Source organism: Ruegeria sp. CG11, from assembly GCF_056537245.1.
Window position 1 is genome coordinate 482261 of record NZ_JBQFRE010000001.1, and the last position, 26985, is coordinate 509245.

The following is a 26985-nucleotide window of genomic DNA, read 5'->3' on the forward strand; positions in this document are numbered from 1 at the left end:
TTTGTTTTCGTTTATGTTCGTTTTGTCACAGAGATTGTCAATTATTGCGCCCTTGGATGTCATTTTGTTGAATATTCCGAAAAATAGAACAAAAACGAACTCACCCAGTTTGGAGCCAACCGTGTCCCAATCTTTTCGCCAGTCCGACATTCTGAATATCGCCAGACAGGATGGCCGCGTGATGGTCGAAGATCTGGCCGCGCGGTTCGAAGTAACGGTTCAGACCATTCGCCGAGACCTGTCGGAACTGGCCGACATGGGAAAGCTCGACCGTGTGCATGGCGGTGCAGTGTTGCGCTCGGGCGTATCCAATATCGGCTATGAAGACCGCCGCGCCCTGAACGCCGACACAAAGGCGCGCATCGCGCAACTTTGCACGCAGGATATACCGGACGGAGCGTCCGTGTTTCTGAACATCGGCACCTCGACCGAAGCCGTTGCCCGGCAGTTGCTGGGTCACAAGGACCTGATGGTGGTCACCAACAACATGAACGTCGCAAACATCCTGGTCGAAAACCCAGATTGTCAAATCGTCGTGGCTGGCGGCGTGCTGCGTCGCTCGGATGGAGGGCTGATCGGCAACCTGACAATCTCAACCATCGAACAGTTCAAGTTTGACTATGCGATCATCGGCTGTTCCGCACTGGACATAAACGGAGACCTGCTGGACTTCGATTTTCAGGAAGTGCGCGTCAGCCAGACCATCATCTCACAGGCGCGCAAGACCTGCCTTGTTGCCGACCAGTCCAAGTTTCAGCGTACCGCCCCGGCTCGGATTGCTTCACTGTCCGAGGTGGACGTGTTCTACACCGACCAAGCCTTGCCCAACGATCTGACCCGCAAATGCAAGGAATGGAACACGCAGATAAAACTCTACGGTTGACGTCAAGTAATTCGCACTAAAGGTGAATCCAAGTCACTGGTTCTTGCCAGACTGATCTTCGCCTGACACACTCGCGCATATTGCAATCGTCGCACGGGAGGGGAGATCCGGGCCATGATAGCGCTTTTGTTTGCGTTACTTACAGCCACGATGGGGCTGAATTATTTTAATCGTACAACAGCCGCCAATGTGCTGTTCTTTTTCACGCTGGCGTTGAGTGTGTATTGGCTGAAATTCCACGCCACTAGCCAACTGACGATCCAGTTGTAGGAGAGCCCGGATGACACCTGAACTCTCACGCACGCTGAACGCACTTGGCATGTTGGCGGTCAGCCTCGTGCTGTTGCTGGCCTATGTCTATCAGTTGAAGCTCTATGAGCTGCCCTGCCCTTTATGCCTGTTGCAACGGGTTGGCTTTGTCGCTGTAGGCGTGGGTTTGGGGCTGAACCTGCTACATGGCGCCCGCCCCCGACACTATGGCATCATGCTGCTTGGCGCGTTGTTTGGCGGCAGTGTTGCCGTACGACAGATCCTGCTGCATATCGTTCCGGGCACCGGGCATTACGGCTCGCCCGTGCTGGGGCTGCATTACTACACTTGGGCGGCGATCTGCTTCTTCCTGATCTTGGTGGGCACGTCATTCATGCTGATGTTCGACCGCCAGTACGACAGTAAACCTCAGCCCCGCTTCGGCGGTAGTGTGCTGGCAAAAGCCGCATTTTTCATCATGTTCGGTCTGGCCGCGTTGAACGCGGTCTCGACCTTGGTGGAATGCGGGCCGGGCATCTGCGCTGACCCTCCCACCAGCTACAAATTGATTGACGAAATGGGTGGCAACGGCTGAGGATGGGGCAACCTTCCCAAAAGGAGGCACGAGCATGGGATTACTGGGACAGCCGCTTGGCTTTTACGACTATCTGACATTCGTGGCACTGATATTGCTGCTGGCGGCAGTAATGGCGCTGTTTCTGTTCATCATGGGGCTGCCCGGGCGGATCGCGATCAAGCGCAACCATCCCCATGCCGAAGCCGTCAAGATCATGGGCTGGATGGGTTTTCTGGCCGTTGTCCCCTGGGTTCATGCCTTCATGTGGGCATTCCACGATGGCGTCACGGTCGATATTCGTCGCACGCCCGACGACGAGAAAGACGCCATCCGCAAGGAAATCAAACGGTTGGGCGGTTCGGTAAAGGAAGAATACCGCGACCCGCTGGACCCTGACGACACCCAGAAGAGCTAAGGCCAAAGGAATTCACAGACTATGTTCGTCGCCCTCGGCATTACGCTGTTCTACATCATTTTCGTCTGGTTCATTTTTTTCAAAGTCCAATGGCTGAAATTCAACATCACCTGGGGGATTGTCACCTTCTGGATTGGCGCGCACCTGTTGTTGGTGTTTCTGGTGGCGCTGCGCTTCTTTCAGCCCTTCTCGATCGACAGCCATGTTGTGCGGTCAACCATCCAGATCGTGCCGCGTCTGACCGAACCGACCATCCTGACCGAGGTATTGGTCGAGCCAAACACCGAGGTCACGAAGGGCGATCCCCTCTATCGCTTCGACGACACCGTGTTCTCGCTTGAGGTCGAGGAGGCCACCGCGCAGCTGGTTGCTGCCGAGCAGAATGCCAAGATTTTGGAACAGGATGTCATTGTCGCGGCGGAAAACGTTGAACGTGCGAACGCGCAATTGGCCTATGCGCTGACACAACAGGCACGCTATGAAAATCTCGTGCCTGCGGGCGGCGCACGTCAGGACGAATTGGACCGCTGGAACGAACAGGTCACCGAGGATCAGGCGCAGATCAAAGAGGCCGAAGCCAATCTGGAGAAAGCACAATTGGCGCTGGATTCTCAGATTGACGGGGTGAACACGGGCATCCTGCAAGCGCAGGCGCAGTTGGAGAAAGCCCAGTATTTCCTTGATAACACGACAATTTACGCGCCCGAAGACGGCATGATCGTGTCGCAACAGGCGCGTCCGGGTCTGGTCGTGGGGGATATCCGCCTGGGGGCAATCGCCAGTTTTGTCACCAAGGACAACCCTTACATTCTGGCCACCTATCGCCAGCAGAACCTGAAATTCGTCGAAGTCGGCCAACCGGTTGAGGTCGCGCTGGATCTCTATCCCGGCGAGATTCTGACCGGCAAGGTCGAGGCGATCTGGTGGGCGACTCGTCAGGGTCAGTACCTGCCCTCTGGCCGTCTGCCAGGGTTCGAGTTGCCGAAACTACCGGGGCGCATTGCTGTACAAATCTCGGTCGACATTCCCGACGGTCACACTTTCCCTGCTGGTGGCCACGCGGCGGTGGCAATCTACACCGGACAGGGCAAAAGTTTCGAGTTCCTGCGGCGCATCAACATCCGCCTTTACTCCTTCGCCAACTTCATCCGACCACTGGATATCTGAGGACGCATGACATGACCCGGGCCAAGCTTCACCGCAGACTGATCGGCACCGCTCTATGCACGGCCCTGCTGGTCGGCTGCACTCCAGTTGGCCCGGACTTCGTGCGTCCGAACTCGCCCGTCGTGAAGGAATGGATCGAGGTCAACAGCCCCAGCGCTGGTCCCAGCGGACTGACCTCGCGCAGCGCGCCGGTGGTGAAATGGTGGGAGACCTTCAATGATCCCACCCTGAACAAGCTGATTGCCGAGGCCTACGCCCAGAACCTCGACCTCCAAGTGGCCGGTGCCCGTGTCCTGCAGGCCCGCGCGCAGTTGGGGATCGCATTCGGAGAGCTATACCCACAATCGCAAGCCATCGGTGGGTCGATCGAACGGCGGCAGATCAGCGACAATCTGGGGCCGATTTCGGATATCAACCGGATCATTCCTCTGGATACCGAGTTTTCGACCTCGCAGGTCGGGTTCGATGCGCAATGGGAGTTGGATGTTTGGGGCCAGCAACGCCGCGGCGTACAGGCGGCGCGGTCCAATCTGGCGCTGCAGGTGGCCAACTATGACGACGCACTGGTAACACTGACCGGAGACGTTGCAGCGCTGTATGTGAATATCCGCGCGCTGCAAGAATCTTTGAGGGTCGCGCGTGAGAACATTCAGCTGCAACAGGCTTCTGCGGACCTGACAGAATTGCGTTTCAACAACGGCGTGACAACCGAGTTGGACGTGCAGGAATCCACCGCCCTGCTGAACAACACCAAAGCCCTGGTTCCCGAGATCGAAAGCGACATTCAGCAGGCCAAAAATGCGTTGGCCGTGTTGCTGGGCACCACCCCATCGCGGATGACCAGCCTGCTGGGCAATTCCGGGCGCATCCCCTCGGCCCGCTCCAACGTGGCCGTTGGTGTTCCGGCCGAGCTATTGCGTCGCCGCCCGGATGTGCGTGCGGCCGAGCTGGCGGCGGCCACGCAATCGGCGCAGGTGGGGATCGCAATGGCCGACCTCTATCCGCAGTTCATTCTGTCGGGGTCCATAGGCCTGCAAGCCTCGGGCGGGCGGGATTTGTTTTCTTCGGCCAGCACAACCAGCCTGGCCAACGCCGGAGTGGTCTGGAACGTGCTGAACTATGGCCGGATCAAGAACAACGTCCGCGCGCAGGACGCGGCCTATCAGGCGTTGATCGCCAACTATCAGAACACCGTTCTTACCGCCTATTCCGAGGTTGAAAGCGCGATGGTTGCCTATGCCCAATCCCGCAAACAGGTTGGGTTTTATGAGAACAGCGTCGCTGCGTCCCGCAAGGCGGCCGAGATTGCAGTGGACCAATACCGCGACGGCATTGCCGACTATTCCCGAATCCTGAACACGCAGACTGCATTGCTCCGGTCGCAGGCCAATTTGATCGAGGCGCGGCAGCAGGTGTCCAGCAATTTGGTGGCGGTCTACAAAGGTTTGGGCGGCGGCTGGCAGATCCGTCAGAATCAGGAATTCCTGCCCGAAACCGTGCTGGCAGAGATGGCCTATCGCACCGATTGGGGCGACCTGCTGCAGCAAGATCCGACCCGGGCCAGCCTGAACTAAGCTACTTGGTCAGCCCGCGCAGCCCGCCGGATATTAGGATATTCACTTCATACAGGATTCGCGGTGCCGCGAAGCCACCGGGGCTGGCCAGATAGTTCGGGCTCCATTCCGGATCAAATTTCTGCTTGAACGACCGCAGCCCTTCGAAGTGATAAAACTGCTCACCATGCTCATAGACAAACCCGCCGACGCGATTCCAGAATGAAGCCAGCTGCCGATTCTCGATACCTGAAAACGGCGCAGCCCCCAGCGAGAACCAGTGGAACCCCTGCTCTGCGCCCCAGGACATCATCTCGGCAAACAAAGCGTCCATGATGAAATTCGAACCGTCCGGCTCGTACCGCATCAGGTCCAGCGACAGTTCGGATTTGTGGCCACCTTGAAACAGATTGGCAAAGGCAACGATCTGGCCTGTATCACCCTTCCGCAATACGGCGTGATCGAAGTAAGACAGGTATTTCTCGTCAAACCCGCCAAGGGCAAACCCCTTTTCCTCGCCCGCCTTTTGCGCAAGCCAGTCATCGGAAATTTCGCGTAGTTCGGGCAATACCGGGGCCAGTTCCTCTTTTGGGATGACTTCAAACACATAGCCTTCACGCTCGGCCCGGTTCTTGGCCTGCCGGAACCGCTTGCGGGACTTACCATCCAGCGAGAAGTCTTTCAGCGGCACCCGCGCGACCTCACCGATTTTCAGGATCGAAAGGCCAAGGTCCAGAAAGGTCGGCAGGTATTTGGTGGACACGCTGTAAAAGGCACAGAGCTTGCCTTCCCGATCAGCCATTTCGCGCAGTTGCCAGATCAATTGCTGACCAGCTTTTTCGTCGCCAACCGGCTCACCCTTGGTGATCAGCGCGTTGCCGGTATCGGCGTAGGCCAGAAACGCGCTTTCATCCGGTGCGATCAGGAATTGTTTGTCCCCGGTCAGCGAAATCTGCGCCTCGGTATCTTCGCTTTCCAAGGCCAGACGTTCCACGGCCGGAGGAATCTCGGTGCGCAGCAACTGGGGAATCTCCCGCCCGAACAGCGAGTTCACGGCCACCACACCTAGGATGACTGCTACTACAAGGCTGGACCGCAAAAAGCGCGAGGCATCGCCGTTCCACGCGAACTCCCACCACAGCGCGTTTTGGTATTCGACATGAGAATAGGCGAACAGCCCAATCCAGAAGATGACCGCCAGCAAAGCGAAGACGCTGACCAGCCATGGGATGTTCAGGCGAAAGATCGAGGCCCCGCTGACGCGGTAAAACGCCCCCCGGAACGTGGCCAGCACGGCGATGGACGCCAACATGCCTATCGCCTCATGCGTATCCAGCCCCTTGGTCAGCGACGCGACAAACCCCGCCACCATCAGCAACATCGCTACGATCCACGCGCGATAGAGTTTGCGGAACAGCCCGCGCGAGACAAGGATCAGCAGCACGCCGACCGCACTGCCCGCCAAATGCGAGGCTTCGACAAAAGACAAAGGCAGGAAGTCCCGCAACACACCGAGATTCTGCGTGCTGGACGGCAAGGCCCCCGAGACCAGCAGGATGACCCCCGCCACCGCAGTCACGCCCGCAGCCACCATCGGCACAATCGGTCGGATCGCACGATAGACCCAGGTCGCCGCGCCGCTGATATGGTGGCGATGCGTCAGCGCCGAGGCGACTGCGATAGACAGGCTGGCGATGACGAAGGGCAAGAAGGTGTAGACCAGCCGATACAGCAGCAAGGCCGCGATCACGTCTGAGCGACCCGAAGCGCCCAGACCGGCGATCAGCGTCGCCTCGAATGCGCCGATCCCGCCCGGGGCATGGCTGACGATACCAACGGCAATCGCACCGATATAGATCGTGAAGAAATAGGGATAGCCGACCCCAAGGTCATCGGGCATCAGCGTGTAAAGCACCATCGAGGCGCCAAAAAGGTCACCGATCGCGGCCAGAGTCAGCAAGCCAGCCAGCTTGCCACCAGGCAGGTTGAATCCAAGCCCGCCGTAAGCCAGCTTGCGGCCACCTTTCGCAAGCCAGATAAACAAGACTGCGAGGGCGGCAAGCATGCACAACCCGATCACTGTTTCCGTGGTGTCACTGATGGGCAGAACGTTGGAAATACCGTCGGGATGCAGCGTCAGCAGTATGCCCAGCAACAGAACCAGCCCAGACCAGAACGCGATCCAAGAGGTCGCGATGACGCCCGCGACCCGACTCAGGTCCAGCCCAAGCGAGGCATAGATGCGATACCGGATCGCCGTGCCGGTGATGTAGGAAAACCCAAGGCAATTGGATACGGCATAACCGCTGGCCCCGGCCATGCCTGCGACCGGCAGGGGCACCTCTCCATCTGCCACGCTTTGCACGGCGAACACGTCATACATGGACAGTGAAAGAAAACTGAAACAGGTCCAGCAGAAGGCGACGAACATCAGCTTCCACGACGTATTCGCCACATCCGTCTGCACGTCGCCCCATTTCACATGATGAGACAGCTCATGCAGCACCACCAACGCGATCAGGGTAACCAGGACCGGCACCGCAATCCTGACCAGAGGTTTTTCGAGAAACCCGGTGACCCGCTCAGCCCAGCGTACGGCCCAGAGTTCTTTGCCTGTCTCCTGCGTGGTCATGGTTTTTCCCTGCTCTGAGGTGCTGCTATGATCCCGCGGGCGGATCGGCCGCGCGAGGGAACTCTTGCACATTTTCCTTGAACCTCAAAGCACTATGGGCGGCTCAGACACGGCCCTTGCGCGTGGACAGCAACAGGTTGGTCTCGGACTTGGTAATCCCCTCCATCCGCCGAATCTGAAACAGAACCTCGTCCAGCTCGGCCAGAGTCTCGGTCCCGATTTCAGCGATCAGATCCCAACTGCCGTTGGTCGTATGCACGGCGCGGACCTGACGCAGGGCGGCAATACGGGCCATCGTGCGCTCAGTTCCGCGGCCTTCGATTTCCAGCATCATCAACCCGCGCACCGGGCTTTCCGCCACGTCCTGCCGGGTCAGGACGGTAAAGCCCACGATCTCGCCCGATTGCTTCAGGCGCTGCAGCCGGCTGCGCACCGTCGTGCGGGTGACCCCAAGCGTTTCGGCCAGTTCGGACAACGATGCCCGTGCGTCCCGGTGTAGGGCATTCAGCAATCTGCTATCCAAATCGTCCATAATTACTTTCCACTTCGATCGTGCGAGTTTCATTTTGAACAATTTGATCTCTTCTCGCAACCCAGCCCGCAGCTCTAAATAGTCATATGGACAACAAACACGTAATATTGGTCGGCGCCCCGATGGACGCAGGCAAGCGGCGTCAGGGCTGCCGGATGGGGCCGGATGCCTATCGCGTGGCGGGTCTGGATCAGGCCTTGACCGATCTGGGGCACCGGGTCACCGATCTTGGCGACATCAACCCAGACGAAACGGACACCCCTGAACACACACATCTGTTCGCCCTGCCCGAGGTGATCGGATGGACCAGCGCTTTGAGCCGCACGGCACAGGATACAGCGCCAAGAGGCCTGCCGATCTTCATGGGCGGCGATCATGCCCTGTCGATGGGAACCGTGGCCGGCATGGCCGCTCATGCGAAACAGATCGGACGCCCCCTGTTCGTGCTCTGGCTGGACGCCCATAGTGACTTTCATACGCCAGACAGCACCGGCAGCGGCAACCTGCATGGTACACCGGTGGCGTACTTCACCGGCCAGCCGGGATTTGACGCCTTTCCACCGGTGCCCGCCCCAGTACCGACCGACCGCGTTGGCATGATCGGCCTGCGTTCCGTCGATCCAGCCGAGCGCGCACGGCTGGAACAGGACCGCGCCATGCTGGCCGATATGCGCAGCATCGACGAGCACGGGATCAAAGCGCCGCTGATGGCGTTTCTGGATCGGGTTCGGGCGGCCGATGGCATTCTGCATGTCTCACTGGACGTCGATTTCCTCGATCCATCCATCGCCCCTGCTGTCGGCACCACTGTTCCCGGTGGAGCGACCGAACGCGAGGCGCATCTGGTGATGGAGTTGCTGCACGAAAGCGGCCTCGTCTGTTCGCTGGACCTGGTCGAGCTGAACCCGTTCCTCGATGAACGCGGCCGCACCGCAAAACTGATGGTCGACCTGGCCGCCTCATTGCTGGGCCGCCGCATATTCGACCGCCCAACCCGGAGTTTCTGATGCAATCTCTGCAAGCCCCATCAGCCGTCGTAATGATCCGGCCCCATGCCTTTACCTCGAACCCCGAGACACAGGGTGACAACGCGTTCCAGACACTCGCTACGCACACGGCGACACCCTCTGACGCTGCGCGCGCGGAACATGACAAAGCGGTCGCTCAATTGCGTGACGCCGGTGTGAGGGTTCACGTCTTCGACGATCACGGCGATCTGGACACGCCTGACAGCGTATTCCCGAACAACTGGTTCTCGACCCATCCCGGCGGGCATGTTGCGATCTATCCGATGTTTGTTCCGTCGCGTCGACGCGAGCGCCGGGCGGATGTCATCGAAGTGCTGAAACAGGAATACCGCGTTCAGGACGTGATCGATTATTCCGGTCTGGAACAAGACAAACTGGCGCTGGAAGGTACCGGCGCGATGGTCTTGGATCACATCGGCCGCGTGGCCTATACGGTCAAGTCCAACCGCGCCGATCCCGTGTTGCTGGAGCGTTTCTGCACCCATTTCAACTATGAGCCCATCGTGTTCGAGGCGAAGGATGCAGAGGGGCGCGATGTTTATCACACCAACGTCCTGATGGGCATCGGCACCAACTATGCACTGATTTGCCTGGACATGATCACCGACCTGGAGCGGCGTACGACGGTCAAGGCGCGACTTGAGGAAAGCGGCCGTACCGTCATTGATCTGAGCCACGAACAGATCGCCGAGTTCGCGGGAAACGCCATCGAGCTCAGCGGTCGCGACGGTCTGGTTCTGGCGCTGTCCAGCCGGGCGCTTGCCGCGCTTACCCCTGATCAAATCGCCACAATTGAGGCCAGCGCGACGCCGCTGCCGCTCTCGGTTCCGACAATTGAAACTGCCGGTGGATCCGTGCGCTGCATGATTGCAGGCATCCACCTGTCCCGCCGATAGGAGACCCCGATGCAACCTTCTGATAAGGCGCTTGTGCCCTTCGTGTCCGTCGACAACATGATGCGTCTGGTGCATCACGTCGGGGTCGAAAAAATGATCACCCAGATCGCGGCCCAAATTGAATCCGATTTCAAACGGTGGGAGAGCTTCGACAAGACCCCGCGCATCCCGGCTCATTCTCCGCACGGCGTGATCGAGTTGATGCCGACCTCGGATGGCGAGGCTTACGGGTTCAAGTACGTCAACGGCCACCCAAAGAACACGTCTGAGGGGCTGCAGACCGTAACCGCCTTTGGCCTGCTGGCGGACGTCTATACCGGTTACCCCACCCTGCTGACCGAGATGACAATGCTGACCGCGCTGCGAACAGCGGCAACCTCGGCACTGATCGGCAGCTATCTGGCGCCGAAGTCCTCAACAGTCATGGCCATGATCGGCAACGGCGCGCAATCGGAATTCCAATGTCTGGCCTTCAAGGCGATGTGCGGAATTACGACAGTGCGCCTCTATGACACCGACAGCAACGCGACCAGGAAATGCGCCGCCAACCTGCAAGGGACCGGTTTGACCGTCGTGCCCTGCTCAACCCCCGAAGAGGCTATCGAAGGCGCGCATATCATAACCACCTGCACGGCCGACAAGAAATACGCCACGATCCTGACCGACAACATGGTCGGCCCTGGCGTACACATCAACGCCATCGGCGGCGACTGCCCGGGCAAAACGGAACTGCACCGCGATATCCTTCTGCGTTCGGACATCTTCGTGGAATACCCCGAGCAAACGCGGATCGAAGGTGAGATTCAGGCGCTGGAAGACGATCACCCGGTGACCGAGATGTGGCAAGTCATGACCGGACAGGCCGAGGGTCGCCGCGACGACCGGCAGATCACCTTGTTTGACAGCGTGGGCTTCGCGATCGAGGACTTCTCGGCTCTGCGCTACATAAAGACCGCCATCGAAAGCACTGACTTCTTTGAACCTTTGGACATGTTGGCAGATCCGGATGACCCGCGCGATCTGTATGGGATGCTGATGCGGGCAAGCTAAAGAACCCGCAAATAGCAGTACCTCGCCCCCGGTTAACCCCGGGGGCTTTTTCTATCCGGCGAGGGACGGCAGGTAGAGAACGATGCCTGGGAACGCCACGAGCAGTGCGATGGTGACTGCGTCCGCGATGAAGAACGGGGTCACGCCTTTGAACACATCCTGAACGCTGAGATCGGGGCGTACCCCGGCCACCACGAAACAGTTCAGACCGATGGGCGGCGTGATCAGACAGAACTCCGCCATTTTCACGACCAGAATGCCGAACCAGATCGCACACATTGGGCCGGACATGCCGAACGTGCTTTCTGCTGCGCTGACCGTCTCTCCGCCATTCAGGGCCATCACCGCCGGGTAGACTACGGGCAATGTCAGCAGCAGCATACCGATGGCGTCCATGAACATGCCCAGCACAGCGTAGGCCAGCAAGATGCAGATCAGGATCAGCATCGGTGACATTTCCAGCGAAGTGATCCAGTCCGAAAACGCACCCGGCAGGTCAGCAAATCCGAGGAACCGCACGTAGATCAGCACGCCCCAGATGATCGAAAAAATCATCGCAGTCAGCTTGGCTGTTTCAAGCAGCGCGGATTTTAGCTCGGTCCAGCGCATGCCATGGATCAAGGCAAAACAGAAGACGATGAAAGCGCCGATGGCACCACCCTCGGTCGGGGTGCCCCAGGCCTTTTCACCGAACGGGTTGTAGACAAAACAGATGATGATCAGGATCACAGCCACAATCGGGAAAGCACCGGGCAAGGAAGCAAAGCGCTGTTTCCATGTAAAGCCCGTGACCGGGGGCCCAACGGTTTTGAAAATCACCGCGATTCCCACAATCAGCAGGCCGTAGATAACTGCCGAAAATGCCCCCGGGATGAACCCGGCCAGCAGCAGCTTGCCCACGTCCTGCTCGACGATGATGGCGTAGATCATCAGGATGGCTGACGGCGGGATCAACGAGGCCAGCGTGCCTCCGGCGGCGACAACCCCGGCAGCGAACTGTTTGTTGTAGCCGACGCTCAGCATCTCGGGGATGGCGATGCGCGCGAATACAGCGGACGTGGCGACCGATGCGCCCGAAACGGCGGCAAACCCGGCCGTCGCGAACACAGTCGACACAGCCAGCCCGCCTGGCACCCACGCCACCCAGCGTTTGGCCGCCTCGAACAATGCCTTGGTCAGGCCCGCGTAATAGGCCAAGTATCCGATCAGGATGAAGGTTGGGATCAGGCTGAGCGTATGGGCGGCCACCTTGGAATGCGGCACCTGCCCTGCCGTTTTGACAGCCACCGTTAAGGCTTTGCCAAACCGATCCGGGTCGTATCCAAACTTGGCCCAGAAAATCCAGACCAACCCCACCAACCCGGCAAGCCCAGCGGCAAAGGCGACCCGCATACCTGTGACGACCAATACCAGCAGGCCACCTGTAACCCACAGGCCGATGTCTATCGTGTCCATGCGCTAGTCCTGCCCTTCGAATTGCTCGGCTTCAGCAGCGGCCTGCGCTGCTGCATCCCGGATTAACGGCACAGCCACAGGGTGTTCGAGCCCCAGTACAAAAGCACGCCCATATCCCCAGATCTGCAACACCAGCCGCACGCACAGCACTGAAAATGCCACCGGCGCCAGCAACTTAGCGGGCCAGAGCGGGATGCCGATGTCAATCGAACTGTCGCGGCTCCATAGCGGTGCACCAAAATCGAAGGAGCGGTCGAAATGGGACCAGCTGCCCCAGACCAGCGCCAGCATCAGCACAAGGATCAGGACGACCGAGATCAGCTCGAAAAACCACAGCGCCCGGCCATGCAAGCGCGAGATGACGATGTCCATGCGGATATGACCGCCGCTGCGCTGCACGTAGGAGATGCCCAGAAAGGCGATCAGGGGCATGGCCTGTTCGATCCAGTCCACGTAACCCGGCAACGGCGCGTTGATCGCATTGCGGCCGCTGACAGAGACCACGGCCAGCACCATCAGCCCGAACACGGCCAGACCGCTGATCAGCGCAAGAAACTGCTCTAACTTTAATAGATGACGGTCCAGCCGACTGAGACGGCTGCCGTCCTCAAGCACCGTGGCCTGTCCTGCCATTCCGGTGATCCCCTGTATATTGATTGGTGTCCGGGTGCCCGGTCAGGCACCCGGAACGGGCAATCAGTTGCCGCCGCGTTGCTGCTTCAGCGTTGTCTGGACCAGATCATAAAGATCCTGCGCCGGAAAACCCTGAGCGGTCATGTCCGCGATCCACTGTTCACGGATCGGATCAGCGGCCTTGGCGCGGAACTCTTCGAGCACGGCATCGTCGATCGCGACCTTTTGGACGCCCTTTTCTTCCAGAACGCTGTCCCATTTCTCAAGCAACCCGCCGTAATTGGCGAGGTAGTGATCAATCGCCTCGCTGATCGAGCTGTTCAGCGCCTCTTTGTGTTCTGCGGGTAGCGCCTCATAGGCTTCGATATTCACAACAACCGGGCAATTGACGGTGCCGGGGTTCAGGTTGGCGGTCCACCAGTCGGCCTCGTTGATTGTGCCAAAAGACAGGTGCGCGTGCTGGGCAAAGGCGACTGTGTCGACAACCCCCGACTCCATCGCGTTGAAGGCTTCGGTTGCAGGTACCGAAGTCGGTACACCGCCGACCGCTTCGAACGCCTGCCCAAGACCACCGGTGGCGCGCACGCGCATCCCATCGAACTCGGCCAGTTCATCGCGCGGCTCACCGGTACCCACGATATTGTACTGAGGCATGGGTGAGGTCATGATGATGCGCGCGTTCCATTGCGCCATTTCATCCTTGACCGCCGGGTGATCATAGACGGCGTGACTGACGGCAACTTCCTCTTCGAGAGTGTTCACACCCAGAAACGGCAGCTCAAGTACAGTGATGGCGCGGTTCTTGTCGCGGTGATAACCGGCACAGAACTGGGCCATCTCGAAGGCGCCGATCTCGATCCCGTCCAGATTTTCCTTGGGCTTGGACAGGCCGCCATAGCTGACATTAATGGTGAACTCGCCACCGGTCTTTTCACTGACCAGTTCGGCCAGCTTTTCCACATGTTCAGTAAAGGCGCGCCGCTTGCCCCAGACAGACGCATTCCATTCGGTTGCAGCGGCCTCAGTGACGAATGCAACACCCAAGGCGGCGACGGCAGCGCCGCTCAATATCTTTTTCATGATGAGTTCTCCCTTTGCTGCGCTTCTTGTCCAAGCGCTTGATATTCAAGCTAGCGTCAACATCGAAATGTGCCAACCCCGGACGGGCCGTCGCATCGGTGACCGCCAGCGCTAACAACCAAAAGATGAAATGAATGTGCGCACAATATCGAAACCGCCCTGACGGGACACATCGGAAACTATTAACACTCAACATTTTGTTTTTTATTTATTTTCTCATTTATATCGTAATTTTTTTACTACTTTGCCAACGTTGGTAAAATTTGTTTACAAACAAATGCTGGAATTTCGGTAATTTATTTCATTGTTTTCAGTTCTCCGTATTATCCATGTAGGGGAGGAAACGGATCGACAGCGCTCGTCGGGCGGGCAATATCGGTCCAGAATTTTCAGTCCAGAGGGAGGAGCCTCAGTATGACAACCGCTGCCCAGGCAGATGCCAACGTCTATCCGCCGTCCGCCGAGACCGTTGCGCGTGCACATGTCGATGCCGACAAGTACAACGAAATGTACAAGGCCTCGATTGAAGATCCCGTTGCGTTCTGGGGTGAGCAAGGCAAGCGGATCGACTGGATCAAGCCGTACACCCAGGTCAAGGATGTCAGCTATGACTTTGGGTCGGTCAATATCAACTGGTACGCCGACGGCACGCTGAACGTTTCCGCCAACTGCCTGGACCGCCATCTGAAAACGCGCGGTGACCAGACCGCAATCATCTGGGAGCCGGATGATCCGTCTGAAGCGGCACAGCACATCACCTATGCCGAACTGCACCGCCGCACCTGCCGCATGGCCAACATCCTGGAGTCGATGGGTGTGCGTAAAGGTGACCGTGTCGTCATCTACCTGCCGATGATCCCCGAAGCGGCGTATGCGATGCTGGCCTGTGCCCGTATCGGTGCGATCCACTCGATCGTGTTCGCCGGTTTCTCTCCTGACGCTCTGGCAGCCCGTGTGAACGGAAGCGACGCCAAGGTTATCATCACCGCCGACGAAGCACCGCGTGGTGGACGCAAAACCCCGCTGAAATCCAACGCGGATGCCGCGCTGCTGCACTGCAAGGACACGGTGAAATGTCTGGTCGTCAAGCGGACGGGCGGTCAAACCACTTGGGTGTCCGGTCGGGACTACGACTATAACGAAATGGCTCTTGAGGCGGATGACTATTGCGCCCCCGCCGAGATGAGCGCCGAAGACCCGCTGTTCATCCTTTATACGTCGGGTTCGACTGGTCAGCCGAAAGGTGTTGTTCACACCACCGGTGGCTATCTGGTTTATGCTGCGCTGACCCACGAAATCACGTTCGACTACCACGAAGGTGACGTGTACTGGTGTACTGCGGATGTGGGCTGGGTCACCGGCCACAGCTATATCGTCTATGGCCCGCTAGCCAACGGCGCGACCTCGGTGATGTTCGAAGGTGTTCCGACCTACCCCGATGCGGGTCGTTTCTGGGAAGTCTGCGCCAAGCACAAGGTGAACCAGTTCTATACCGCTCCGACCGCCATTCGCGCCCTGATGGGCCAGGGCAACGAGTGGGTCGAAAAACATGACCTCAGCGATCTGAAAGTGCTGGGCACAGTGGGTGAGCCGATCAACCCCGAGGCGTGGAACTGGTACAACGAGGTCATCGGTAAAGGCAAATGCCCAATCGTTGACACTTGGTGGCAAACCGAAACCGGCGGTCATCTGATGACTCCCCTGCCCGGCGCACACGCTATGAAACCCGGTGCGGCCATGAAGCCTTTCTTTGGCATCGAGCCAGTAGTTCTTGACCCTCAGTCGGGTGTCGAAATCAACGGCAACGGTGTCGAAGGTGTTCTGTGCATCAAAGATAGCTGGCCCGGTCAGATGCGCACCGTCTGGGGTGACCACGAACGGTTCGAGAAGACCTATTTCTCGGACTACAAAGGCTACTACTTCACCGGTGACGGCTGTCGCCGTGACGAAGACGGCGATTACTGGATCACCGGCCGCGTCGATGATGTGATCAACGTGTCGGGTCACCGCATGGGCACCGCCGAGGTGGAAAGCGCGCTGGTGGCGCACGCCGCCGTGGCCGAGGCCGCCGTGGTGGGCTATCCCCATGAAATCAAAGGGCAAGGCATCTATTGCTATGTCACTCTGATGAATGACCGCGAGCCTTCCGACGACCTGGTGAAAGAACTACGCACTTGGGTCCGGACAGAAATTGGCCCGATCGCCTCACCGGATGTAATCCAGTGGGCTCCCGGCCTGCCCAAGACCCGTTCGGGCAAGATCATGCGCCGTATCCTGCGCAAGATTGCCGAGAACGACTTTGGCTCGCTGGGTGACACCTCGACCCTGGCCGATCCGTCGGTGGTCGAAGACCTGATCGAAAATCGCGCGAACAAGTGAGGTTGTGATGGACGTTGCCGCTACCACTACCCCCGCAGTTCTGATCCTTCTCGGCCCTCCGGGCGCCGGGAAGGGCACGCAAGCGCGTATGCTGGAAGACAAGTTCGGGCTGGTTCAACTCAGCACCGGTGATCTGCTGCGCGAAGCCGTTGCTGCAGGCACCGAGGCTGGTCTGGCCGCCAAGGCCGTCATGGAGGCCGGTGATCTTGTAAGCGATGAGATCGTCATCGCCATCCTGCGCGACCGCATGGCCCAACCGGATTGCGCCAAGGGCGTCATTCTGGATGGCTTCCCCCGCACCACGGTTCAGGCCGAGGCGCTGGATGGCCTGCTGGGCTCTGCCGGTCAAAAGATCAGCGCCGCGATCAGCCTCGAGGTTCAGGACGCCGAAATGGTGATCCGCATCTCGGGCCGTTACACCTGCGCCGGTTGCGGTGAAGGCTATCACGATCAGTTCAAGCAACCTGCCGAGGACGGCAAGTGCGACAAGTGTGGCCACACCGAATTCAAGCGCCGCGCCGATGACAATGCGGAAACCGTGGCCTCGCGCCTTGCCGCGTATCACGCGCAGACGGCGCCGCTGATTGACTACTATCAGGCCCAAGGCGTGCTGAAAGGCATCGACGCAATGGGTCAGATCGATGACATCGCCAACGACCTGCAAGGGCTCGTGCGCGAGGTCATGAATTAAGGGGAGGAGATAAGCCCCCGCGGCTTTGATCCTACAACAGAATACTTCAAAGGACCCGCCTTGGCGGACCGGTGGAGTTTTGCCTGACGCCAACCCGGTGTTCGGCACAATCGAGAAGCGGCCCGACGCGCTGGAGGAGTTGGGTGACGGGCCGCCCAACGAGGAAGCAAGGAGGAACCCGCAATGGCGGATAATTCTACAAACTCCGCGCAGGCTGCCGAGTCCGATAAGGGCTATTGGCAGGCCAACCTGCGCCTCATCTACATCAGCCTCATCATCTGGGCACTGGTGTCGTTTGGATTCGGCATTCTGCTGCGTCCGCTACTGTCGGGCATCGCCGTAGGCGGAACCGATCTGGGCTTTTGGTTCGCTCAGCAGGGATCGATTCTGGTCTTTCTGGTGCTGATCTTCAACTACGCCTGGCGCATGAACAAGCTGGACGCCGAATACGGCGTGGACGAAGAGTAAGGGAGAGCGGGGAAAATGGATCAGTTTACCATCAACCTGCTGTTTGTTGGCGCGTCCTTTGCGCTATACATCGGCATCGCGATCTGGGCCCGTGCGGGTTCCACATCGGAATTCTACGCCGCCGGTCGCGGCGTTCACCCGGTCACCAACGGTATGGCGACAGCGGCGGACTGGATGTCCGCGGCCTCGTTCATCTCGATGGCGGGCCTGATTGCCTTTACCGGCTATGACAACTCGACCTTCCTGATGGGTTGGACCGGTGGCTACGTGCTGCTGGCCCTGCTGCTTGCGCCTTACCTGCGTAAGTTCGGCAAATACACCGTCTCGGAATTCATCGGCGACCGTTTCTACAGCCAGACCGCACGTATCGTTGCTGTGATCTGTCTGATCGTCGCGTCGGTGACCTACGTGATCGGTCAGATGACCGGCGTGGGCGTGGCCTTTGGCCGCTTCCTTGAGGTCTCGAACACATCCGGTCTGCTGATCGGTGCCTGTGTCGTGTTTGCTTACGCGGTGTTCGGCGGGATGAAGGGTGTGACCTACACCCAGGTTGCTCAGTACTGCGTGCTGATCACAGCCTACACCATTCCGGCGATCTTCATCTCGCTGCAGCTGACCGGCACGCCGATCCCGGCCCTGGGTCTGTTCGGTGACACCGCCAGCGGTGAGCCCCTGCTGACCAAGCTGGACGCAATCGTGACCGAGTTGGGTTTTGCTGACTATACGGCGCACCACTCGAACACGCTGAACATGGTTCTGTTCACGCTGTCGCTGATGATCGGTACCGCCGGTCTGCCGCACGTGATCATGCGCTTCTTCACCGTGCCGAAAGTGTCTGACGCACGTTGGTCGGCTGGCTGGACGCTGGTCTTCATCGCTCTGCTGTACCTGACCGCCCCTGCGGTTGGCGCAATGGCGCGTCTGAACATCACCGACATGATGTGGCCCAACGGTGGCATCGAAGGTGGCGCTGTCTCGGTCGAGGAAATCGACACCGATCCGCGTTACGACTGGATGAAAACCTGGCAGAAAACCGGTCTTCTGGATTGGGAAGACAAGAACGGCGACGGCAAGATCCAGTACTACAACGACAAGTCCGAAAAGATGCAGGTCATCGCGGAAGAAAAAGGCTGGGTTGGTAACGAGCTGACCAAGTTCAACCGTGACATTCTGGTTCTGGCCAACCCCGAGATTGCCAACCTGCCGGGTTGGGTGATCGGTCTGGTCGCGGCTGGTGGTCTTGCGGCTGCCCTGTCGACCGCTGCGGGCCTGTTGCTGGCGATTTCGTCGGCTGTGTCCCACGACCTTGTCAAAGGCGCAATCAACCCGCAGATCTCGGAAAAAGGCGAGCTGATGGCGGCTCGGATCGCGATGGCTGTGGCTATCGTTGTCGCAACCTATCTGGGTCTGAACCCACCGGGCTTTGCGGCGCAAACCGTGGCCTTGGCCTTCGGTCTGGCGGCTGCCTCGATCTTCCCGGCGCTGATGATGGGGATCTTCTCGACCCGCATCAACAACACCGGCGCGGTTGCAGGTATGCTGGCGGGTCTGACCGTTACGCTGATCTACATCTTCCTGCACAAGGGCTGGCTGTTCATTCCGGGCACCAACTCGTTCACCGATGCTGACCCGCTGCTGGGTCCGATCAAGTCGACCTCGTTCGGCGCCATCGGTGCGATGATCAACTTTGCAGTCGCATATGTTGTCGCCGGTATGACCAAAGAGACTCCGCAGGAGATCGTCGAATTGGTCGAAAGCGTTCGCATTCCCCGTGGCGCGGGCGCAGCTCAGAACAAATGAGCATGATGCGGCATCTGGCTAACTTCCATGTGCCGCATTTTTCGATCTACTACTCCCGTCCGGCACACCACCGGGCGGGATTTTTGAACCAAAGACCCAGGATTTCGTGATGCCCCTTTCACATGATCAGATCACCCGGTTTCTGAAATCCGTACACCCCTATGACGCCCTACCCGCCACAGCACTGGACGATCTGGCCAAACAGATCGAGGTGCGTGAGGTGGATGAAGGCTCCCCGGTTTACAGACTGGGCCACAGCCTGCCCGGAATCTTCCTGATCTACGAAGGACAGGTTGAGATCACCGATGAGAACGGCGCCGTGGTCTCTCATCTCGGGCTTAGAAATTCCTTTGGCGAGCGCGGCCTGCTGAAAGACGGCAAAGCCGCAACGCATGCGTACGCTGACACTCCGGCTGTTCTTTTTGTTCTGCCCCCCGCTGTGGTGCGCCAGCTGATCGACAACCATGACTTCGTCGCCAAGTTCTTTAACCGAACACGCGGCGAACGGTCCGGCCCGCAAAGCCTAGCCACCAGTGCGATTGATGTATTGATGGCCCGCAACCCGGCCACCTGCCCCGCAGCCATGCCGGTTCAGGAAGCTGCGCGGTTGATGCGTGACCGCCATATCTCAAGCCTCTGCGTGACCGAGGGCGAGTCGTTGTTGGGCATCGTCACGCTGCGCGACATCTCTGGCAAATACGTGGCGGACGCCATGCCCGAGGCCACGCCGGTGTCGGCAATCATGACCGCTGATCCGATCACCTTGTCGCCCTCCGATATCGGCTCGGATGTGCTGCATGTGATGATGGAGCGCGGGATTGGTCATATCCCGGTCGCCGAGGGCGGCAAGCTGGTCGGCATCGTGACACAGACCGACCTGACCCATTATCAGGCCGTCAGTTCTGCAGAACTGGTTCGCCAAATCGCACTTGCCAATTCGGCCGAGGAAATGGCGCAGGTCACCGCTGAAATCCCACAACTGCTGGTGCAACTGGTTGCGGCTGGCAACCGTCATGAAATCGTAACCCGTCTGATCACCGACATTGCCGACACCGCCACGCGCCGACTGCTGGCGCTGGCGGAAAGAAAGCTGGGCCCGGCGCCGGTGCCCTATCTGTGGCTGGCCTGCGGTTCGCAGGGGCGTCAGGAACAGACCGGCGTGTCGGATCAGGACAACTGCCTGGTACTGGATGACCGCGTGACCGATGGGGATATGGCCTATTTCACGGAACTGGCGAAATTCGTGTCAGACGGGCTGGATACCTGCGGATATTTCTATTGCCCCGGGGACATGATGGCGACCAATCCCCGCTGGTGTCAGCCGGTGCGCGTCTGGCGCGACTATTTCAAGGGCTGGATCGCGAAACCGAACCCCGAAGCGCAGATGCTGGCCTCGGTAATGTTCGACTTGCGCCCGATCGGCGGCGCGTTCGAGTTGTTTACCGATCTTCAGTCCGACACGTTGGCTGCCGCCAATGCGAATTCGATCTTCGTGGCACACATGATCTCGAACTCGCTGAAACACACACCGCCGCTTGGCCTGCTGCGGGGCTTCGCCACTATCCGCTCGGGCGAGCACCGCAACACGCTGGACCTGAAACACAACGGCGTGGTGCCGGTAGTCGATCTGGCCCGCGTCTACAGCCTCCAGGGCCGGCTGACCGAGGCCAACACCCGCGCCCGCCTGAAAGCTGCCGAAGCGGCCGGAGTGCTCAGCCCCGCAGGTGCGCGCGACATTCTGGACGCCTATGACCTGATTGCCGAAACGCGGCTGGAACATCAGGTGAGGCTGGTCAAATCCGGCGAAAAGCCCGACAACTATCTTCCGCCCTCCGCCCTGTCGGATTTCGAACGAAGCCACCTGCGCGACGCCTTCGTTGTTGTAAAAACGATGCAATCTGCGGTGGGGCATGGCAAAGGTATGCTGGGCTAGGCCGGAATAACACTAAAGGGACGCAAGCGTCTGAAATTCGGAGAGACACATGTTTCTGGAACTGATCGGCACCATCTTTGCAGGCTTCGCCTTTGCAGGCGTGGTGATGGTATTGAACAAACTGACGGGCGGCCGCCTGCCCCGCTGGGCCGCTCCGGTCGCCGCGGGTCTGGGCATGATCGGCATGACCATCGCCAGCGAATATTCCTGGTACGACCGCACCGTTGAAACCCTGCCCGAAGGCATGGAAATCGTGCAAGAGGTCGAAAGCCGCGCTTTCTATCGCCCATGGACCTATGCGGTGCCTTTCGTCGACCGGTTCGCGGCCATCGATACGGTCTCGGTCCGCACCAATGAACAGGTACCCCAGCAACGCCTTGTGGACATGTATTTCTTTGGCCGCTGGGCACCGATTTCAAAATTGCCGGTAGCCGTCGATTGCGCCTCCAACAGCCGGGCCAGTCTGGCCGACGGCGTTGAGTTTGGAGATGACGGCCATCTAATAAACGTCGACTGGCTGAGTGTCGAAGACGGTGACCCAATCATCGAGGCAACCTGCGGAGTGTAACATGCTGACCCGGCTAAGCCTGCGCATACGTATTTTCCTGTTTTTCTGCCTGCTGGCCTTGGGGGGCGTGGCGGTCAGCTCTCTGGCGCTGTGGATCAGCTACAGGCGCGCAGCCGACCCGGCCCTAGCAAATGCCTTCATATTCGCCGAAATCCTGATGGCCTTCGGCATGGTCGGGTTGATTGTCGGCGTGTGGCTGCTGTTTGACGACAATGTCGCCAAACCGATCGAGCGTTTGTCGGCTCAACTGCGCGCCCGTGCTCATGCCGGCGTCAGTACGGATGTCGACATGCAGGCCGCGCGCTATCTGGGCGATCTGGCCCCAGCCGCCGCCGGTCTCGCCGATCAATTATCCGGCAAGACGATGGATGTCGCCGAGGCCGTGGCGGCCGAAACGGCGCATTTGGCCGCCGAAAAGCAAAGGCTGACGGCGCTGCTGACCGAGATCCCAGTGGCGATGGTTCTGGCCAGTCCGACCCATAAGATCGTTCTCTATGACGGTCAGGCTGCCGGGGTTCTGGCACAAATCGCACATCCTCGCCTGAATTCCTCTCTCTTCGAGTACCTGCAGCCCGCAGCTCTTCAAGAAGCCTATGAAAAACTAAGCAAAACCGGGCTCGAGGTTACTTGCACCCTGACCAGCATCGACGGCGCGCAGACCTATTCCACCCGTATGAAACCGTTGGGCGACGCTCCCGGTTACCTGCTGATCTTTGATGACAGCGCAGCCAATATCGAACCAGAGGCCGCGCGGCCTCTGGTTTATGACTTCGACCTGCTGAACAGTGCGGCCGGAGGCCAGTTCGAAACCCTCGCGCTGCAGGATCTGTGCTTTGTCGTCTTTGACACCGAAACCACCGGGTTGCTGCCGCACAAGGATGAGATCGTTCAGATCGGCGCGGTTCGGGTGGTCAACGGCCGGATTGTCGAGGGTGAGAAGCTGGACATGCTTGTCAATCCGGGGATGCCGATTCCGCCGGCATCGACCAAGGTTCACAAGGTCAGCGACCGCATGGTCGAAGGCGCACCGAATATTGCCGATGCCGGACGCACCTTTCACCAGTTCGCGCGGGATGCGGTGATCGTCGCGCACAACGCGCCCTTCGACATGGCCTTTCTGCGGCGTCACGCCAAACGTATGGATGTCGAATGGGGCCACCCCATTCTGGACACGGTCTTGTTGTCTGCGGTTCTGTTTGGGGCCAGCGACAAACACACGCTGGACGCCCTCTGCGACAGGCTGGAGATCACCATTCCGCACGAACTGCGCCACACGGCGCTTGGGGATGCGGTCGCCACGGCTCAGGCACTGGTCAAGATGCTGCCGATGCTGCACGCACGCGGAATGACGACCTTCGGGGCCGTCATCGAGGCCACCCGTCAGCACGGCCGTCTGCTGGAAGACCTGAACTAACCGTAAAATATTCGAGCCAAATTCACCTTTTCATGGACAATCCCCGCAGGCCGTGGCACCTGATGCGCGGCCACTGCACGAGCGCGCGATGTCGGAAAAGACCTTCACCCCTACCCCGGATAACAGCCCCGCGTTTCGCGAAGCACTGGGGTGTTTCGGAACCGGAGTCACCGTCGTCACGACGGACTCGGGCAACGGACCGCGCGCGATCACCGTCAATTCGTTTTCGTCGGTATCACTGGACCCGCCGCTGGTGTTGTGGTGTCTGGCCAAGGACTCGCACCGGTTCGCCTCCTTCAATGCGTGTCTACACTACTCCATTCACGTGATGGCAGAAGAGCAGCAAGATCAGGCATTGCGGTTCGCTCGCGACGGGCTGGATTTCTCACATGCAGATTGGGAAACCGATCACAAAGGTCGCCCGCAACTTGCCAATTGTCTCGCGCGGTTTGACTGCCAGCTTCATGCCAAGCACGACGCCGGGGACCATCTGATTCTAGTGGGTGAGGTTGAAAAGGTGATGTACCGAACCGGAAAGGGCCTGATCTTCAAGCGTGGCCAATTCGGCGGATTTGCGGATTTGCTCTAAAACTCAAATCTGCATATGTGCTAGGGCTGTCCGGGCGTAAATCATAGAAACAGACAGTAAAGCATGATCAGTAAGAAACACCGCTTTTTATTTGTCCATATTCCCAAGAATGCCGGCACTTCGATTTCGGCGGCTCTCCAAGGGCATTTCAGGAATCTAAACCCACTTGAAAAACTGGCAAACAGAATCTCCAAACGCGTTTCTGGAGAAAAAATAATAAAGCCGGTTGAACGGCTTAAAGATCACGCGTCAGCATTAGAGTATATTGAACATTTGGGCGATCAATACTGGAAAATGTACAGCTTTACCTTTGTCAGGAATCCCTTTGATCGCTTGGTTTCGCTGTTCCACTACATCCAACAAAACCCAGCCCATCAACTGCACAACCAAGTTCAAGAGTTAAATTTCACCGAATTTGTTTCTCTGGCCCGCACCACACCGAGATTAACCCGCAGCCAAACGTCTTTCTTCACGGACTCGGACGGAAACTGCCTTGTTAAAAAAGTAGGCAGGGTAGAAAACGTTGAAGCGGATTTTGGCGACGTATGCCGCAATTTACATGAAGACATTGAACTGGGTCATACCAATCAATCAAAAAGAAAAGATTTTTCTGTATACTATGATGCTGAGTTAACAGAATCCGTGGTCAATCTGTTCCAGCAGGACTTTGACCTTCTCGGCTACAGCACTGAGCTCAACAGCACCGAAACATCCCCCATGCAAATGGAAATGCACCCCAGACTGGTGGGTTAAACGTCAGTCATCCAACGAGCCGTGAATAGCGAGCGCTTCAAGATGGGTTTCTTGCGGGATGATGGTGCGGAACGCTTCGTGGACACCGGTTTCGGACAATTCCCGGGCTACCGTCAGTAAGGTATTGGGCGCGTGTTCCTCACACAGCTCGGCCATATGGGCGATCTCGGTCTGCGCCACACCCAAAGCGGCCTCGACCGAAGGCGCGCCGTAGAATTGCACGAAATGCTCGGCCAGGTTTTGCGCGATCTGGTCCAGTTCCGACTGTTCGATCTGTGTGACGGCGACAAAGGTCACCCGTCCGAATGTCTCGACCCCCAGCCAGCCGTTCGAAAAGGCCTGCCGCGCCTTGCCTTCAAGATCGGCCTGCCCCCAGTTCGAAAACTCGAACCCGCCCGAGATGCACCATTCTCCGGTCCGGGCCGAGGAATGGAAGACGTCAATGTCGCTTTCATCGAAATGGATCGCGCGCGCCAGTTTCATCATCCGTTCTCCAACAATTCGGTCAGGGGGCGCAGGTGGGTTTCGGCACCGTCGCGGATCAGCATCCCGAACCGTTCGTCCGTGCCCAGAAAAACGCCCGTGTCACAGGGTTCACCGACACCGCGCAGCAAGCCCATCCATTCACCGTGCAGGGGCGCATTGCCGTCTTCCTGCCAGCGGTTGAGCCAGGTCAGCATATGCCGCGACCAGCTTTCGACCAGTTGCACCGGCGACACCTCGGCGCAGCCTTCATCATAGAGGGCCGTTACATCCGGAGTTTCACCCGGTGCCGCGCTGGTTTGCATTAGCGCCAATTCCCATCCGACCACCAACCAGTCGGGCTCTTCGTCCGCAGTTGCTGTGGACGCTACGACACGGAAAGCCCCGCATTTCGCACCGTTCACACAGATCAACCCGTCCCAGCCCAGGTGCACCGCAACTTCGGGCGGAGCCAGAGCGCCCAGCGCGTTCTGGAATCCGACGGCACAGAGGGGCAACATCGCTATTGCATCCTGCAACGGAACCTCGGGCGCGAAGACAATCGCCGCCCGCAACCGGTCGGCCTGAATGTTGTACACGACCGACCCGGCGTCACAGCCCAGCGCCGCCATGGACTGTGCGCGTTCGAACGGGTCTTCCCCACCCTGCACCGGATGGCCCGACAGCAAGGGGGGGAAAACAGGCTGGCTCATGCGTTGCCCTTGGCGATCATGTCGCGGGCGATCTTGCGGAATGCGTCGGCCTGAGGGCTGTCGGGTTTACTGACCACGATGGGCGCACCACCGTCCGCCGCGACACGGATATCCAGGTGCAGCGGGATTTCCCCCAGCAGCGGTACGCCCAGCGCTTCGGCCTCGGACTTCACACCGCCATGACCGAACACATGCTCCTCGTGCCCGCAGTTGGAACAGATATGTGTGGACATGTTCTCGATCATACCAACGATGGGCGTCTTGAGCTGGTTGAACATGTCGATCCCCTTGCGAGCGTCGATCAGGGCCACGTCCTGCGGGGTGGAAACAACAATGGCGCCGTCCACCTTGAACTTCTGGCTCAGCGTCAGCTGCACGTCGCCGGTTCCCGGTGGCAGGTCAACGATCAGCACGTCCAGCGCGCCCCATTGCACCTGATTCATCATCTGCTGCAGCGCGCCCATCAGCATCGGGCCACGCCAGACAACCGCCTGCCCTTCATTGGTCATCAAACCCATCGACATCATGGTGACGCCGTGATTGCGCAGCGGCAGGATGGTCTTGCCATCCGGGCTGGCCGGACGGCCCGAGACACCCAGCATCCGGGGCTGCGACGGTCCATAGACGTCGGCGTCCAACAGACCCACACGACGACCCTCAGCCGCCAAGGCACACGCGAGGTTGGCCGAAACGGTGGATTTACCGACACCACCTTTACCCGAGGCAACGGCGATAATCCGGTCCACGCCCGGAACGGCCTGTGGACCGGTTTGCGAGGGCTTGGGTTTGGGCTTAAGATCCGGCGGTGCCTTGTCGGAATGCGCGGTCAACATGGCCGAGACCTTAGCCACCCCGTCAACCATCTGCGCGGCTTTCTCGGCAGTCGCGCGAACCGGCTCCATCTGCTCGGCGTGCTTCGGGTCAATCTCCAGCACGAAACGCACCGTGTCGCCTTCGACGTTCAGCGCACGCACCACACCGGCGCTGACGATATCCTGTCCGGAAACAGGATCAGTGATCTTCTTCAGGTTCGCCAGAACCGCGTCACGAACACTCATGCCGTCA

General features: G+C 59.0%; 26 protein-coding genes. 18 read left to right on the forward strand and 8 right to left on the reverse strand.

Annotated features, from left to right (window positions below):
• Nucleotides 1-121: 121 nt before the first annotated feature.
• The 6 genes from ACR0KW_RS02380 (at nucleotide 122) to ACR0KW_RS02405 (ending at nucleotide 4865) form a co-directional block, all read left to right on the forward strand.
• Complete coding sequence (locus tag ACR0KW_RS02380) at nucleotides 122-883, forward strand: DeoR/GlpR family DNA-binding transcription regulator (protein ID WP_480803569.1); 762 nt, start codon at nucleotides 122-124, stop codon at nucleotides 881-883.
• A gap of 114 nt (nucleotides 884-997) precedes the next feature.
• Nucleotides 998-1153 (forward strand): DUF5993 family protein, encoded by a 156-nt coding sequence (locus ACR0KW_RS02385; RefSeq protein WP_170331252.1) that lies wholly within the window; start codon nucleotides 998-1000, stop codon nucleotides 1151-1153.
• Between the two features lie 10 nt (nucleotides 1154-1163).
• Nucleotides 1164-1727, forward strand: a complete 564-nt coding sequence (locus ACR0KW_RS02390) for a disulfide bond formation protein B (protein ID WP_480803570.1) — start codon at nucleotides 1164-1166, stop codon at nucleotides 1725-1727.
• 34 nt (nucleotides 1728-1761) lie between these two features.
• Entirely contained in the window at nucleotides 1762-2124 is a 363-nt protein-coding gene (locus ACR0KW_RS02395; RefSeq protein ID WP_170324649.1) for a DUF3302 domain-containing protein, read from the forward strand.
• A gap of 21 nt (nucleotides 2125-2145) precedes the next feature.
• On the forward strand, nucleotides 2146-3291 hold the full coding sequence (locus ACR0KW_RS02400) for an HlyD family secretion protein (RefSeq protein WP_480803571.1): 1146 nt from the start codon (nucleotides 2146-2148) through the stop codon (nucleotides 3289-3291).
• Nucleotides 3292-3302: 11 nt separating this feature from the next.
• The gene (locus ACR0KW_RS02405; RefSeq protein ID WP_480803572.1) at nucleotides 3303-4865 is read left to right on the forward strand and encodes an efflux transporter outer membrane subunit; all 1563 of its coding nucleotides are present in this window, start codon (nucleotides 3303-3305) and stop codon (nucleotides 4863-4865) included.
• Nucleotide 4866: 1 nt separating this feature from the next.
• Here the strand turns inward: ACR0KW_RS02405 and mprF are convergent, their stop codons facing one another.
• Both mprF and ACR0KW_RS02415 read right to left on the reverse strand, forming a co-directional pair.
• Nucleotides 4867-7476 (reverse strand): bifunctional lysylphosphatidylglycerol flippase/synthetase MprF, encoded by a 2610-nt coding sequence (gene mprF, locus ACR0KW_RS02410; RefSeq protein WP_480803573.1) that lies wholly within the window; start codon nucleotides 7474-7476, stop codon nucleotides 4867-4869.
• A 103-nt stretch (nucleotides 7477-7579) separates the two neighbouring features.
• A complete protein-coding gene (locus ACR0KW_RS02415) occupies nucleotides 7580-8008 on the reverse strand; it encodes an Lrp/AsnC family transcriptional regulator (RefSeq protein ID WP_170324645.1) in 429 nt (142 codons plus the stop codon).
• A gap of 86 nt (nucleotides 8009-8094) precedes the next feature.
• Here ACR0KW_RS02415 and rocF point away from each other — a divergent pair, with 86 nt between their 5' ends.
• The 3 genes from rocF to ACR0KW_RS02430 are packed head-to-tail and all read left to right on the forward strand — an operon-like array spanning nucleotide 8095 to nucleotide 10982.
• Nucleotides 8095-9015: an arginase gene (rocF, locus tag ACR0KW_RS02420; RefSeq protein ID WP_480803574.1), complete on the forward strand. Its 921-nt coding sequence runs from the start codon at nucleotides 8095-8097 to the stop codon at nucleotides 9013-9015.
• Nucleotides 9015-9932: a citrulline utilization hydrolase CtlX gene (ctlX, locus tag ACR0KW_RS02425; protein ID WP_480803575.1), complete on the forward strand. Its 918-nt coding sequence runs from the start codon at nucleotides 9015-9017 to the stop codon at nucleotides 9930-9932. The genes rocF and ctlX overlap by 1 nt, the downstream gene beginning before the upstream one ends.
• Nucleotides 9933-9941: 9 nt before the next feature.
• Entirely contained in the window at nucleotides 9942-10982 is a 1041-nt protein-coding gene (locus ACR0KW_RS02430) for an ornithine cyclodeaminase (protein ID WP_480803576.1), read from the forward strand.
• 51 nt (nucleotides 10983-11033) lie between these two features.
• Here ACR0KW_RS02430 and ACR0KW_RS02435 read toward each other — a convergent pair whose 3' ends face one another.
• The 3 genes from ACR0KW_RS02435 to dctP all read right to left on the reverse strand — a co-directional run bounded on the left by ACR0KW_RS02435 (nucleotide 11034) and on the right by dctP (nucleotide 14150).
• Nucleotides 11034-12437 (reverse strand): TRAP transporter large permease, encoded by a 1404-nt coding sequence (locus ACR0KW_RS02435; RefSeq protein ID WP_480803577.1) that lies wholly within the window; start codon nucleotides 12435-12437, stop codon nucleotides 11034-11036.
• Nucleotides 12438-12440: 3 nt separating this feature from the next.
• A complete protein-coding gene (locus tag ACR0KW_RS02440) occupies nucleotides 12441-13070 on the reverse strand; it encodes a TRAP transporter small permease subunit (protein ID WP_480803578.1) in 630 nt (209 codons plus the stop codon).
• Nucleotides 13071-13133: 63 nt separating this feature from the next.
• Complete coding sequence (gene dctP / locus ACR0KW_RS02445) at nucleotides 13134-14150, reverse strand: TRAP transporter substrate-binding protein DctP (RefSeq protein WP_480803579.1); 1017 nt, start codon at nucleotides 14148-14150, stop codon at nucleotides 13134-13136.
• A 414-nt stretch (nucleotides 14151-14564) separates the two neighbouring features.
• Here dctP and acs point away from each other — a divergent pair, with 414 nt between their 5' ends.
• The 9 genes from acs to ACR0KW_RS02490 all read left to right on the forward strand — a co-directional run bounded on the left by acs (nucleotide 14565) and on the right by ACR0KW_RS02490 (nucleotide 24745).
• Entirely contained in the window at nucleotides 14565-16529 is a 1965-nt protein-coding gene (gene acs / locus ACR0KW_RS02450) for an acetate--CoA ligase (RefSeq protein WP_480803580.1), read from the forward strand.
• Between the two features lie 7 nt (nucleotides 16530-16536).
• A complete protein-coding gene (locus tag ACR0KW_RS02455; protein ID WP_480803581.1) occupies nucleotides 16537-17220 on the forward strand; it encodes an adenylate kinase in 684 nt (227 codons plus the stop codon).
• Between the two features lie 183 nt (nucleotides 17221-17403).
• Nucleotides 17404-17688: a DUF4212 domain-containing protein gene (locus ACR0KW_RS02460; protein ID WP_170324636.1), complete on the forward strand. Its 285-nt coding sequence runs from the start codon at nucleotides 17404-17406 to the stop codon at nucleotides 17686-17688.
• Nucleotides 17689-17703: 15 nt separating this feature from the next.
• Nucleotides 17704-19488 carry a sodium:solute symporter family protein gene (locus ACR0KW_RS02465; RefSeq protein ID WP_480803582.1) on the forward strand — a complete coding sequence of 595 codons (1785 nt, stop codon included), beginning with the start codon at nucleotides 17704-17706 and terminating at the stop codon, nucleotides 19486-19488.
• Nucleotides 19489-19597: 109 nt separating this feature from the next.
• The gene (locus tag ACR0KW_RS02470; RefSeq protein WP_480803583.1) at nucleotides 19598-21421 is read left to right on the forward strand and encodes a DUF294 nucleotidyltransferase-like domain-containing protein; all 1824 of its coding nucleotides are present in this window, start codon (nucleotides 19598-19600) and stop codon (nucleotides 21419-21421) included.
• Nucleotides 21422-21470: 49 nt separating this feature from the next.
• Nucleotides 21471-21989, forward strand: a complete 519-nt coding sequence (locus tag ACR0KW_RS02475; protein ID WP_480803584.1) for a hypothetical protein — start codon at nucleotides 21471-21473, stop codon at nucleotides 21987-21989.
• 1 nt (nucleotide 21990) lies between these two features.
• Entirely contained in the window at nucleotides 21991-23403 is a 1413-nt protein-coding gene (locus ACR0KW_RS02480; protein WP_480803585.1) for a 3'-5' exonuclease, read from the forward strand.
• Between the two features lie 88 nt (nucleotides 23404-23491).
• Entirely contained in the window at nucleotides 23492-23992 is a 501-nt protein-coding gene (locus tag ACR0KW_RS02485; RefSeq protein ID WP_480803586.1) for a flavin reductase family protein, read from the forward strand.
• A gap of 63 nt (nucleotides 23993-24055) precedes the next feature.
• Nucleotides 24056-24745 carry a sulfotransferase family 2 domain-containing protein gene (locus ACR0KW_RS02490; protein ID WP_480803587.1) on the forward strand — a complete coding sequence of 230 codons (690 nt, stop codon included), beginning with the start codon at nucleotides 24056-24058 and terminating at the stop codon, nucleotides 24743-24745.
• A 3-nt stretch (nucleotides 24746-24748) separates the two neighbouring features.
• Here the strand turns inward: ACR0KW_RS02490 and ACR0KW_RS02495 are convergent, their stop codons facing one another.
• Genes ACR0KW_RS02495 through ACR0KW_RS02505 form a run of 3 tightly spaced genes read right to left on the reverse strand, consistent with a single transcriptional unit; the run spans nucleotide 24749 to nucleotide 26978 of the window.
• Nucleotides 24749-25228, reverse strand: a complete 480-nt coding sequence (locus tag ACR0KW_RS02495) for a DUF6505 family protein (RefSeq protein ID WP_480803588.1) — start codon at nucleotides 25226-25228, stop codon at nucleotides 24749-24751.
• Nucleotides 25228-25920 carry a biotin/lipoate--protein ligase family protein gene (locus ACR0KW_RS02500; protein ID WP_480803589.1) on the reverse strand — a complete coding sequence of 231 codons (693 nt, stop codon included), beginning with the start codon at nucleotides 25918-25920 and terminating at the stop codon, nucleotides 25228-25230. Before ACR0KW_RS02500 ends, ACR0KW_RS02495 begins: the two co-directional genes overlap by 1 nt.
• Nucleotides 25917-26978 carry an Mrp/NBP35 family ATP-binding protein gene (locus ACR0KW_RS02505; RefSeq protein WP_170324628.1) on the reverse strand — a complete coding sequence of 354 codons (1062 nt, stop codon included), beginning with the start codon at nucleotides 26976-26978 and terminating at the stop codon, nucleotides 25917-25919. The genes ACR0KW_RS02500 and ACR0KW_RS02505 overlap by 4 nt, the downstream gene beginning before the upstream one ends.
• Between the last annotated feature and the right edge of the window lie 7 nt (nucleotides 26979-26985).

Coding starts and splice junctions, on each gene's coding strand:
- ACR0KW_RS02405 (WP_480803572.1), top strand. CDS start 3,303: ATGACCCGGGCCAAGCTTCACCGCAGACTGATCGGCACCGCTCTATGC.
- ACR0KW_RS02505 (WP_170324628.1), bottom strand. CDS start 26,978: ATGAGTGTTCGTGACGCGGTTCTGGCGAACCTGAAGAAGATCACTGAT.
- ctlX (WP_480803575.1), top strand. CDS start 9,015: ATGCAATCTCTGCAAGCCCCATCAGCCGTCGTAATGATCCGGCCCCAT.
- ACR0KW_RS02455 (WP_480803581.1), top strand. CDS start 16,537: ATGGACGTTGCCGCTACCACTACCCCCGCAGTTCTGATCCTTCTCGGC.
- ACR0KW_RS02500 (WP_480803589.1), bottom strand. CDS start 25,920: ATGAGCCAGCCTGTTTTCCCCCCCTTGCTGTCGGGCCATCCGGTGCAG.
- ACR0KW_RS02470 (WP_480803583.1), top strand. CDS start 19,598: ATGCCCCTTTCACATGATCAGATCACCCGGTTTCTGAAATCCGTACAC.
- ACR0KW_RS02485 (WP_480803586.1), top strand. CDS start 23,492: ATGTCGGAAAAGACCTTCACCCCTACCCCGGATAACAGCCCCGCGTTT.
- ACR0KW_RS02400 (WP_480803571.1), top strand. CDS start 2,146: ATGTTCGTCGCCCTCGGCATTACGCTGTTCTACATCATTTTCGTCTGG.
- ACR0KW_RS02495 (WP_480803588.1), bottom strand. CDS start 25,228: ATGAAACTGGCGCGCGCGATCCATTTCGATGAAAGCGACATTGACGTC.
- ACR0KW_RS02465 (WP_480803582.1), top strand. CDS start 17,704: ATGGATCAGTTTACCATCAACCTGCTGTTTGTTGGCGCGTCCTTTGCG.
- ACR0KW_RS02385 (WP_170331252.1), top strand. CDS start 998: ATGATAGCGCTTTTGTTTGCGTTACTTACAGCCACGATGGGGCTGAAT.
- ACR0KW_RS02460 (WP_170324636.1), top strand. CDS start 17,404: ATGGCGGATAATTCTACAAACTCCGCGCAGGCTGCCGAGTCCGATAAG.
- ACR0KW_RS02395 (WP_170324649.1), top strand. CDS start 1,762: ATGGGATTACTGGGACAGCCGCTTGGCTTTTACGACTATCTGACATTC.
- ACR0KW_RS02480 (WP_480803585.1), top strand. CDS start 21,991: ATGCTGACCCGGCTAAGCCTGCGCATACGTATTTTCCTGTTTTTCTGC.
- ACR0KW_RS02490 (WP_480803587.1), top strand. CDS start 24,056: ATGATCAGTAAGAAACACCGCTTTTTATTTGTCCATATTCCCAAGAAT.
- dctP (WP_480803579.1), bottom strand. CDS start 14,150: ATGAAAAAGATATTGAGCGGCGCTGCCGTCGCCGCCTTGGGTGTTGCA.
- ACR0KW_RS02440 (WP_480803578.1), bottom strand. CDS start 13,070: ATGGCAGGACAGGCCACGGTGCTTGAGGACGGCAGCCGTCTCAGTCGG.
- ACR0KW_RS02435 (WP_480803577.1), bottom strand. CDS start 12,437: ATGGACACGATAGACATCGGCCTGTGGGTTACAGGTGGCCTGCTGGTA.
- mprF (WP_480803573.1), bottom strand. CDS start 7,476: ATGACCACGCAGGAGACAGGCAAAGAACTCTGGGCCGTACGCTGGGCT.
- ACR0KW_RS02475 (WP_480803584.1), top strand. CDS start 21,471: ATGTTTCTGGAACTGATCGGCACCATCTTTGCAGGCTTCGCCTTTGCA.
- ACR0KW_RS02390 (WP_480803570.1), top strand. CDS start 1,164: ATGACACCTGAACTCTCACGCACGCTGAACGCACTTGGCATGTTGGCG.
- ACR0KW_RS02430 (WP_480803576.1), top strand. CDS start 9,942: ATGCAACCTTCTGATAAGGCGCTTGTGCCCTTCGTGTCCGTCGACAAC.
- acs (WP_480803580.1), top strand. CDS start 14,565: ATGACAACCGCTGCCCAGGCAGATGCCAACGTCTATCCGCCGTCCGCC.
- ACR0KW_RS02415 (WP_170324645.1), bottom strand. CDS start 8,008: ATGGACGATTTGGATAGCAGATTGCTGAATGCCCTACACCGGGACGCA.
- rocF (WP_480803574.1), top strand. CDS start 8,095: ATGGACAACAAACACGTAATATTGGTCGGCGCCCCGATGGACGCAGGC.